The 10,193-nt window shown below is 66.8% G+C and carries 7 protein-coding genes; 2 read left to right on the plus strand and 5 right to left on the minus strand.

Going from position 1 to position 10,193, the window contains the following annotated elements; all coding sequences use genetic code 11:
* Window positions 1-252: aminotransferase class III-fold pyridoxal phosphate-dependent enzyme (locus MLGJGCBP_RS10640; protein WP_160095409.1), on the minus strand; the 252-nt coding region annotated here is incomplete at its 3' end.
* Between the two features lie 287 nt (window positions 253-539).
* Between MLGJGCBP_RS10640 and MLGJGCBP_RS10645 the strand changes: the two genes are divergently transcribed.
* Window positions 540-2,066 carry a gamma-aminobutyraldehyde dehydrogenase gene (locus MLGJGCBP_RS10645; RefSeq protein WP_201453020.1) on the plus strand — a complete coding sequence of 509 codons (1,527 nt, stop codon included), beginning with the start codon at window positions 540-542 and terminating at the stop codon, window positions 2,064-2,066.
* A 2-nt stretch (window positions 2,067-2,068) separates the two neighbouring features.
* On the opposite strand, the gene MLGJGCBP_RS10650 is transcribed toward MLGJGCBP_RS10645, so the two are convergent.
* On the minus strand, window positions 2,069-2,530 hold the full coding sequence (locus MLGJGCBP_RS10650; RefSeq protein WP_160095411.1) for an Lrp/AsnC family transcriptional regulator: 462 nt from the start codon (window positions 2,528-2,530) through the stop codon (window positions 2,069-2,071).
* 253 nt (window positions 2,531-2,783) lie between these two features.
* On the opposite strand from MLGJGCBP_RS10650, the gene MLGJGCBP_RS10655 reads away from it, so the two are divergent.
* Window positions 2,784-4,277, plus strand: a complete 1,494-nt coding sequence (locus MLGJGCBP_RS10655; RefSeq protein WP_160095413.1) for an APC family permease — start codon at window positions 2,784-2,786, stop codon at window positions 4,275-4,277.
* 77 nt (window positions 4,278-4,354) lie between these two features.
* On the opposite strand, the gene MLGJGCBP_RS10660 is transcribed toward MLGJGCBP_RS10655, so the two are convergent.
* From MLGJGCBP_RS10660 to mmsA, 3 genes are all read right to left on the minus strand, one after another.
* Window positions 4,355-7,621, minus strand: a complete 3,267-nt coding sequence (locus tag MLGJGCBP_RS10660; protein WP_160095415.1) for an NAD-glutamate dehydrogenase domain-containing protein — start codon at window positions 7,619-7,621, stop codon at window positions 4,355-4,357.
* Window positions 7,622-7,749: 128 nt separating this feature from the next.
* The gene (locus MLGJGCBP_RS10665; RefSeq protein ID WP_087559719.1) at window positions 7,750-9,138 is read right to left on the minus strand and encodes an aspartate aminotransferase family protein; all 1,389 of its coding nucleotides are present in this window, start codon (window positions 9,136-9,138) and stop codon (window positions 7,750-7,752) included.
* A gap of 20 nt (window positions 9,139-9,158) precedes the next feature.
* On the minus strand, window positions 9,159-10,193 hold a 1,035-nt coding region (mmsA, locus tag MLGJGCBP_RS10670), incomplete at its 5' end, for a CoA-acylating methylmalonate-semialdehyde dehydrogenase (RefSeq protein WP_160095417.1).

Here is a 10,193-nt window from a genome sequence, read left to right on the forward strand (position 1 = left end):
GAACGCGAGTTGTTCGGCCTGTTTGGCGGCGGCCTCGGCGAGCTCTAGGCGGCCGTGCCCGGCCTGGACGACGAACAACCCGGACAGTCCGTCGAGGTAGCTCTTGCCGGTGGAATCGTAGATGCGGGCGCCGTCGCCGCGGGTGATGATCGGCGGGGTGATGTTGTCCCCGTGCCGGGAGAAATGCCCCCACAGGTGGCGCGCGGCCGAGCGTTCGAGTTCGGTCGTGGTTCTTTCGGTGACTGCAGTCATCAGAGTCCTCAATTGTATTTCGGTTCAGTCGAATTCGGGCCGGTCCAGCTTCAGAGGACGAATCCGGGATGATCACCTCGACAGGTCGTCGAACGCCGAGGTCCGATCCGGCATGCGTCAATGGTGACGCCTCGAGCCCGCGAATTCAAGTAGTAATGGGATAAATCTTGACGCAATGCGCAGAATATCTTGCATTTCGATGACTGAATTCGTGGCGATGGCTAGCCAACGCGAGTGCGCTCTTCTACTGTGAGTGAATCTTTTCGCCCCCGTCTTGGAGTGATCTCATGACCGTCTCGGTCCCTTTTCCGCCGTCCACCTCGCTCGACCTGCCGGCCACCGTGCCCGGCTGCTGGATCTCCGGATCCCCGGCCGAGGGCTCCGGCGCCGTCCACCGCATCATCGATCCGGCGACGGGCACCCCCGTCACGACGCTGACCCTCGCGACCGCGGGGGACGTCGACGCCGCCGTCCGGTCGGCGCGTGCCGCCTTCCCCGGCTGGTCGGGTGCCGCCCCGGCCGAGCGAGCGGCGGTCCTCACCGCGCTCGCCCGCGCACTCGAGCGCGACGCGGAACTGTTCGCCCGCGAAGAAGTCGCGCAGACCGGCAAGGCGATCCGGCTCGCTCGCGAGTTCGACGTCCCGGGCAGCATCGACAACATCGACTTCTTCGCCGGAGCGTCCCGCAATCTCGAGGGCAAGGCCTCCGCGGAGTACTCGCCCGACCACACGTCGAGCATCCGGCGTGAAGCCGTCGGCGTCGTCGGGTCGATCACGCCGTGGAACTATCCGCTGCAGATGGCGGTGTGGAAGGTGATTCCGGCGCTGGCCGCCGGGTGCACGGCCGTGCTCAAACCGAGTGAGCTCACGCCCCTCACCACGCTGCGTCTCGCCCGGCTGGCCACCGAATCCGGGCTGCCCGACGGCGTGTTCAACGTGGTGACGGGCACCGGCGCCGAGGTGGGCGCCGCGCTCGCCGGACACCGCGGAATCGACGTGCTGACCTTCACCGGGTCGACCGCCGTGGGCCGCACGGTGATGGCGCAGGCCTCCACGAACGGCACCCGCGTGCAGCTCGAGCTGGGTGGCAAGGCCCCGTTCGTCGTGTTCGACGACGCAGATCTCGAGGCGGCGGTGCACGGCGCGGTGGCGGCGTCGCTGATCAACGGCGGCCAGGATTGCACCGCGGCGACCCGCGCGATCGTGGCGGACTCGCTGTACGACGACTTCGTCGCCGGCGTGGCCGCACTGATGGAACGGGTTGTGGTGGGCGATCCCTACGACCCGGACACCGACCTCGGATCGCTGATCACGCTCGCGCATCGCGACCGGGTCGACGGCATGGTGCAGCGCGCCCAAGCCGCCGGCTTCCGGATCGTGACGGGCGGATCCGCCCCCGACCTGCCCGGAGCCTTCTATCTCCCCACCCTGATCGCCGACGTCACCGAGGACGCGGAGGTGTACCGCGACGAGGTGTTCGGACCGGTGCTCACCGTGAGCCGCCATTCGGGCGACGACGACGCGATCCGCCGCGCCAACGACACCGACTACGGTCTCGCCGCGTCGGCATGGACGACGAACCTGTACCGCGCGCAGCGCGCATCACGGGAGATCGACGCGGGTTGCGTGTGGATCAATGATCACATCCCGATCATCAGCGAGATGCCGCACGGCGGGGTCGGCGCGTCCGGCTTCGGCAAGGACATGTCGACGTACTCGTTCGAGGAGTACCTGACCGTCAAACACGTCATGAGCGACATCACCGGTGTGTCACGGAAAGCGTGGCACCGCACGGTGTTCGGCGCGACGCCATAGAACTACTCCTTCGAGGGCGTGCCGTACCGCAGCTTGTGCACTTTGCAGATCGAGATGGTCTCCGTGGTGCGCACGCCCTCGATGGCGCTGACGTGTTGATTGAGAAAGGCCCACAGTTCGGCGTTGTTGGCGCTGCCGACCTCGGCGCAGATGTCGCTCCGCCCCAGCAGCGTCGAGACGTACGTGATCTCGGGCATCTCGGTCAGCGTGTCCACGACGGCCTGGTGCCGGGCGGGGTCGACGGTGAGGAACACGAGCGCCAACTGGGAGTCGCCCAGCCGCTCGGGATCGGCGAACGCGACGATGCGCAGGATGTTCAGGTCCTGCAGACGCTTCACGCGGGCCCGTACCGTCGCCTCGGACGAGCCCAGGTTGCGGGCGATTTCCCGGAACGCTCGCCGCCCGTCGTCCTCGAGTTGCCGCAGGATCGCGCGGTCCAGTTCGTCCAGAGTGTGCTGAGACATGGACCGACTCTATCCAGAACGACGAGATCAGTGGCGTTGCGGGCACAAAAGACTGCATTTCATGGATGTTAAGCCTTGATGAATACGCATTGCGAGGTGAATTTCACCTTGTGCGACGCATTGCGCGGTGTTAGTGTCTTGAATCACATACTTGCGGCGGCCCATCGGCCTCCACCCAGCTCGACTCGAGTCGCCGAGGGCCGCATTCTGAATACACACACTGCGCCGACAAGGCCCAGAACTGGAGAATCCCGTGAGCCTGCACGATTCCTTCGCCGACGACCACACCTATGAGAAGAACCTGCGGTGGTGGGACGGCTTCACCATCAGCCTCTCCATCCCGGCCGCACTGTTCGTCGGCATGGGCTACGCAATCGGCCTGATCGGTGCCTGGACGACGCTCGTCCTCCTCGGCGCCGTCGCCGTCCTCGCATGCCTGCAGAATTTCATCTACTCCGAGATGGCCAGCATGTTCGTCGACAAGGTCGGCGGCATTTCCATGTACGCCCATCAGGGCTGGCGAACCCGCTCGACCCTCGTCGGTCCGCTCGCGACCTACGGTTACTGGTTCTCGTGGTCCAGTTCGCTGGCCATCTACGGCCTGCAGATCGGGAAGCTGGTCCAGGCGGAATGGTTCCCCGAACAGACGTGGACGTTCTCCACGGGCCTGGCCACCATCGGACTACCCCACGTCATCGCTCTCGGCGTGCTATTCATGGGCTGGGGACTGAACGTCCTCGGGATGCGTCCCGCGATGTGGCTGATGTACGCGACCGGCGCCCTCGTCCTCGTCCCGATCGTCGTCTTCGCGGCCGCCCCGCTCCTGTCCGACAGCTGGTCGATGAGCAACCTGCACTGGGACATCGCCGCCAGCGGTGAAGCGGGCTGGCGCACCGCACTTGCCTGGATGTTCGTCCTCGCCTGGTCGGTCTACGGCATCGAGGCGGTCGCCTCGTTCGTGCCGGAGTTCCGCGACACCATCCGCGACAGCCGAATTGCATTGCGACTGGCCGGTTTCTTCGTCATCGCCGTCTACATCCTCGTCCCGTTCGGCGTCGGCGGACTCGTCGACCAGGCCGACGTCGCCGAGAACCCCGTCTCCTTCTACCTGACCGTGTTCGAGAGCCTGTTCCCCGGCGGCGACATCGTGATGGCGATCTGCCTCATCGCCGGCCTCGTCCTCCTGATGGTGATGACCACCGCCGACGGCGGACGCGTCCTCCACGGCAGCGCCCGGGAGGGGCTCACCGTCAAGCAACTCGGCGAGCTCAACCGCTTCAAGGTTCCGGGACGCGCGATGTCGCTGGATCTACTCGTCAACGTCGTCCTGATCCTGTTCGTCGGCGAGGCCCTCGCCGTCATCGTCGCCGGCATCGTCGGCTACCTCATCTGCCACATCCTGTCGCTGACCGGCTTCCTCAACCTGCGCCGCGACGAACCGGACGCCCATCGCCCCATCAAACTCGGCAAGCAGTGGGTGTACATCGCCGGTGTCCTCGTGGTCGTCGACACGATCATGGTCGTCGTCGGCGCTCTCAGCGCCTCGATCACCGGCTACGGCAGCACGAAGGAACTGATCGTCGGCGTCTTCGTCCTGTCACTGTCGATCGTGCTGTACGCCTACCGGCGCGTCGTGCAGGACGGTCAGCCGTGGGTCTGGAAGGAACCGGCGTCCGCCGTCGAGGCCGATTTCGTGCCCGACGACGACGAGGACGACGCTCCCGCCGATCCGGCCCGCACCCTGTAGGACCCCCACAAGGGCGAATGTACCTCTCGACGCGATGAAAGCGCCGAGAGGTACATTCGCCCGTTTTGTGCGTGAAATCAGTGCCCGTCCGCCATGGACCGCACGTGGCGTGCCGCGACCGACAGCGACGCGAGATCGTGGGTGGACGCGGCGTCGATCTCCCCCAGGGTCCGGCGAGCACGCTCGATTCTCGCCCGATTCGTGCTCTCCCACAGCAGAATCCGGGAGTCCGCCGAATCCCCAGGTTCGCCCGAGGACAACACGTCGCGGGTCAGGAGCCGGACGGAGCGGTACAGGTCGTCACGCAGCGCCACCCGGGCGAGCGTGTGCCACCGTTCACCCCGCGGAAGCGCCGACACCTTGATCAGCCACCGATCCACACCGAGGTGATCGGAGAGCGCGAAGTAGAGCGGCGCCACCTCGGCGACGTCGTGGTCCAGTTCGCGGGCGACGTCGGCGATGTCGAGCAGGCTGAACCGGTAGAGGCCGTCCGCGATACGCCGGGCGATGGACGTCTCGACGCCCGCCTCGTCGTAGTTGCGCCGCGACTCCTCCATCGCCAGCGCCTCTGCGCCGCGGAGCCATCCGCCGACATCACCGGAATGCGTGTGGACGGCACGCCGGAACTCGGCGATCTCGGCGTCCACCGACAGCGGCTGACGTCGGTTGGCGAGGAACCACCGCGACGCCCGGTCGAGCAACCTGCGGGCCTCGACGACCAGTTCGTACTCCGTCGCCGGTGGCAGTTTCGCCGCGGCGATGTCGGCCCAGAGTTCCGCGAGCCCGAACACTTCCGACGTGATGACGAACGCGCGCACCACATCCGCGGGTCCGGCCCCCGTCTCTTCGCGCAACCGGTACGCGTAGGTGAGGCCGCCGCGGGCGAAGATGTCGTTGACGATCTCGGTGGCGAGGATTTCCTGGCGGAGGGGGTGCGCGTCGACGGGGAGGACGGACCGCAGTGCGGCCGGGAAGTACGCGCCGAGCCGTCCGGAGAAGTACCCGTCGGTGAAGACGTCCGAATCCTCCAGTTCCGCTTTGAGATCCAGCTTGGCGTGTGCGAGAAGGGTCGCGAGTTCCGGTGAGGTCAGCCCGAGCCCCGCCTCCGACAGTTCGGTGAAGCCCTCGGTGGTCGGCAGCGCCTCCAGTTCGCAGTCCAGGCCGCGCTTGTCGACCAGGTCGCCCACCATCCGTGCGTGCACGTCCACCATCCGGTGGGCGTTCGACCGGGCGTCACCGAGAACCCGGTTCTGCGCGCGATTGTTCGCGAGGACGAGTTCCGACACGTCGTCGGTGAGCGTCCCGAGCAGGTCCGAGCGCCGGGCCGGGTCGAGCCTCCGGTCGACCGGCAGGGAGTCGAGCAGGATCTTGATGTTCACCTCGTGGTCCGAGCAGTCCACGCCGGCCGAGTTGTCCAGTGCGTCCGTGTTGACGCGTCCACCCGTGCGGGCGAACTCGATGCGGGCGAGCGCGGTCAGGCCCAGGTTGCCACCCTCGGCGACGGCCCGTGCACGCAGCCGGCCGGCGTCGATCCGGACGGTGTCGTTCGCCTTGTCCCCCGCGTCCGTGTGCGACTCCGACGCAGCCTTGACGTACGTCCCGACTCCGCCGTTGAACAGCAGATCCACCGGGGCGGCGAGGATGGCGCGGATCATCTCCGGCGGCGTCAACGTCGTCACCGACGGCGCCAGTCCGAGGGCAGCCCGCATCTGGCTGCTCACCGGAATCGACTTGCTCTCCCGCGACCAGACACCCCCGCCCTCGCTGATGAGGGTCCGGTCGTAATCGGCCCAGGACGACCTCGGCAGTTCGAACAGTCGGCGGCGTTCCTGGAAGGCCTGCTCGCGGACGGGAGTGGGGTCGACGAAGATGTGCCGGTGGTCGAACGCGGCGACCAGTCCGATGCCCTGCGTCGCCAGCATGGCGTTGCCGAACACGTCGCCACTCATGTCGCCGATCCCCGCCACCGTGAACGGGTCACCGTCGACGTCGATTCCGAGTTCGGCCAGATGCCGGGTGACGCTCACCCAGGCGCCCTTCGCGGTGATGCCCATCTTCTTGTGGTCGTAGCCGACCGAACCGCCGGACGCGAACGCGTCACCGAGCCAGAAGTCGTATTTCCGGGCCACCTCATTGGCGGCGTCGGAGAACGTGGCCGTGCCCTTGTCCGCCGCCACCACCAGGTAGGGATCGTCACCGTCGCGGCAGACGACGCCGTCCGGATGCACCGATTCGGCTGTGTCCGAACGGTTATCGGTGACGTCGAGCAACCCGGAGATGAACTGCCGGTAGCAGTCCAGGCCGGTGGACGACGGGTTGCGCACGACGAAACCGCCCTTGGCGCCTGCGGGCACGATCACGGCGTTCTTCACCGCCTGCGCCTTGACGAGTCCGAGGATCTCGGTGCGATAGTCGTCGGGGCGGTCGGACCAGCGGAGGCCACCGCGCGAGACGGGTCCGTATCGCAGGTGCACGCCCTCCATGTCCGGTGAGTACACGAAGACCTCGTAGAACGGCCGCGGCCGCGGAAGCTCGTCGATCTCGCCGGAGCGGAATTTCAGCGACAGCTGGGGCCGGGTCGGACCGAGCGTCCCGTCGCGGTAGAAGTTGGTGCGGGTCGTCGCCGACACGAGATTCACGTACGCGCGCAGGATCCGGTCGGCGTCGAGGCCCTCGACCTCTTCGAGCAGTGATTCGACTCTGGCTCGGCGGGTTTCGACGTCGTCGGCGGAATGCCCGCGCGGATCGAAGTGCGCGTGGAACAAACCCACGAGCGCAGACGCGAACTCGGGACGCGACAGCAGCACCGCCTCGATCCGGCCCTGGTCGTAGGGCAGAGCACTCTGCCGCAGAAAGCGTGCGTAGGCGCGCAGGAGCACGACCTCCCGCCAGTCCAGGCCGGCGGCCAGTACCAGCACGTTGAACCGATCCGCCTCCGCCCGGCCCGACCACATCGCCCGAAACGTCTCCACGACGGCCTCGGGTTCGACGGATCCAGCGGCCATCGCCGACGCGACGAGCGGTCCCGCGGACACCCGGAAATCGTAGAGCCGGCACACCAGACCGTCGGCGCGGCGGAACACCGACGTCCGTTGGTCGTCTACCTCGAGGTCGAGACTTCCGAGAAGGCGGAGCACCCGCTCGAGCGACACGGTCGAGCCGCCGCTGTAGAGCGTGACCCGGAACTGCGGATTCTCACCGGTTCCGGCGGTGTCGACGTGCAGGTCGAAGGCGTCGGCGGTCAGTCGGTCGAGGATGGCGACGTCGGGAACCGGTGGCCGATCCCGTTCTTCGACATAGCCTTCCGGTAGGGACGGGGCGAGCGTGGACGTAATCGAGCTCATAGATTCTCTCCGTTGAGATCCGGGCGCCGAGTGATTGTCGGGGAAAGAGAAAGATCCGCCCCGCGGGCGCCATTGACCGCGGGACGGATCGAGTGTCGGGACACGGGTGTGTCGTCGGACGGGGTGTGTCAGGAGTTGCGGTGTGCGTCCGCGATGTCGAGAACCGTGTCGAGGATCGCGAGACCCTCACGGACCTCGGCCTCGGTGACGGTGCACGGCGGCACCGCGTGAATGCGGTTGAAGTTGGCGAACGGCAGCAGTCCACTTGCCTTGCACGCCGCGATCACCTCGTTCATCGCCGGGCTGGACGCGCCGTACGGGGCGAGCGGTTCCTTCGTGGCACGGTCGGCGACGAGTTCGATCGCCCAGAACACACCGAGCCCTCGAACTTCACCGATCGACGGATGCCGGTCGGCGAGGCCGCGCAGTCCGGGACCGAGAATCTCGCTACCGATCCGGGCCGCGTTCTCGACGATCCCCTCGTCCTCCATCGCAGTGATCGTCGCGACCGCGGCGGCGGTGGCGAGCGGATGTCCCGAGTAGGTGAGTCCGCCCGGGTACGGCCGGTTCGCGAACGTCGCCGCGATCTTTTCACTGATCGCGACACCGCCGAGCGGAACGTAACCGGAGTTGACGCCCTTCGCGAACGTGATCAGGTCGGGTACGACACCGAAATGGTCGATCGCGAACCACTTTCCGGTCCGCCCGAACCCCGACATCACCTCGTCGGCGATGAACACGATGCCGTAGCGGTCGCAGATCTCGCGGACGCCCGCCAGGTAACCGGGCGGGGGCACCATGATCCCCGCGGTCCCGGGAACCGATTCGAGCACGATCGCCGCGATCGAGTTCGGCCCCTCGAGACGAATCAACTGGTCGAGGTGCTCGAGCGCGCGCTCGGTTTCCTGCTGCTCGTTCTCCGAGTGGAACTGCGACCGGTACAGGAACGGTCCGTGGAAGTGGACGACTCCGCTGTTGCCGTAGTCGTTGGGCCAGCGGCGCGGATCGCCGGTGAGGTTGATCGCGGTGTCCGTGCCACCGTGGTACGAACGGTAGCGGGAGAGCACCTTGTAACGGCCGGTGTGCAGGCGGGCCATGCGCACGGCGTGCTCGTTGGCATCGGCGCCACCGTTGGTGAAGAACACCTTGTTCAGATCGCCCGGGGTCCGTTCGGCGATCAACCGCGCAGCCTCGGAGCGGGCGTCGTTCGCGTACTGCGGTGCGATGGTGCACAGCTTCGCCGCCTGGTCCTGAATGGCGGCAACGACTTTGGGGTGCTGGTGCCCGATGTTCGTGTTGACCAGCTGGGACGAGAAGTCCAGCATGCGGTTCCCGGCACCGTCCCACACGTACGAGCCCTCGGACGCGAGGATCGTCATCGGTGTGATCTGCTCCTGCGCGGACCACGAGTGGAACACGTGCGCGCGGTCGAGTGCATAGGCGCGCTCACCCTCGGCACGGGCCGCGTCGAGGGGCTGACCGGTGGGCAGGAGTTCCTGGGAGACTGTCGTCGTCATGACCGTGGGTCCTTTCCTGCTCAGTTGTTCTGGGGGAAGCCGAGGTTGATGCCGCCGTGGCTCGGGTCGAGCCAGCGGCTGGTGACGACCTTGCCGCGGGTGAAGAAGTGCACACCCTCGGCACCGTGGGCGTGGGTGTCACCGAACAGGCTGTTCTTCCAGCCACCGAAGGAGTAGTACGCGGTCGGAACGGGAATCGGCACGTTGATGCCGACCATGCCGACCTCGACCTCGTTCTGGAACCGGCGTGCCGCGCCGCCGTCGTTGGTGAAGATGGCGGTGCCGTTGCCGAACGGGCTGGAGTTGACCAGTTCGAGGGCTTCGTCGTAGGAGTCGACGCGGATGACGGAGAGGACGGGTCCGAAGATTTCGTCGGTGTAGACGGACATGTCGGTGGTGACGTGGTCGATGAGGGTGGGTCCGAGCCAGAACCCGTCCGCGCCGCCGTCCGGCTGCACGGTGCGCCCGTCCACGACGATGGTGGCACCGTCCTTTTCGCCGGCGTCGATGTAGGAGGCAACCTTGTCGCGGTGCACCTTGGTCACCAACGGTCCCATGTCGGAATCTTTGGTGCCGTCACCGATCTTGAGCGTGTTGGTGCGTTCGGTGATCTTCGCGACCAGTTCGTCGGCGATGTCGCCAACTGCGACGAGGGCGGAGATGGCCATGCACCGCTCACCGGCGGATCCGAAGCCGGCGTTGACCATGGCGTCGGCCGCCAGATCCAGGTCGGCGTCCGGCAGGACGATGGCGTGGTTCTTCGCCCCACCGAGGGCTTGGACGCGTTTGCCGTGGGCGGTGCCGGTGGCGTATACGTACTGCGCGATCGGGGTGGATCCCACGAAGGAGATGGCCTTGACGGCGGGGTTGGTGAGGAGTTCGTCGACGGAGGTCTTGTCGCCCTGCAGCACATTGAACACCCCGGCGGGCAGACCCGCCTCGGCCCACAGTTCGGCCATCCAGATCGCGGCGGTCGGATCCTTCTCGGACGGCTTCAACACCACCGTGTTGCCGGCGGCGATGGCGATGGGGAAGAACCACATCGGGACCATGGC

This window comes from Rhodococcus sp. T7, from assembly GCF_009872365.1.
Lineage (GTDB): Bacteria > Actinomycetota > Actinomycetes > Mycobacteriales > Mycobacteriaceae > Rhodococcus_F.

Excerpts from the sequence above, each read along its gene's own strand:
- MLGJGCBP_RS10645 (WP_201453020.1), top strand. The coding sequence starts at position 540 with ATGACCGTCTCGGTCCCTTTTCCGCCGTCCACCTCGCTCGACCTGCCG.
- MLGJGCBP_RS10650 (WP_160095411.1), bottom strand. The coding sequence starts at position 2,530 with ATGTCTCAGCACACTCTGGACGAACTGGACCGCGCGATCCTGCGGCAA.
- MLGJGCBP_RS10660 (WP_160095415.1), bottom strand. The coding sequence starts at position 7,621 with ATGAGCTCGATTACGTCCACGCTCGCCCCGTCCCTACCGGAAGGCTAT.
- MLGJGCBP_RS10665 (WP_087559719.1), bottom strand. The coding sequence starts at position 9,138 with ATGACGACGACAGTCTCCCAGGAACTCCTGCCCACCGGTCAGCCCCTC.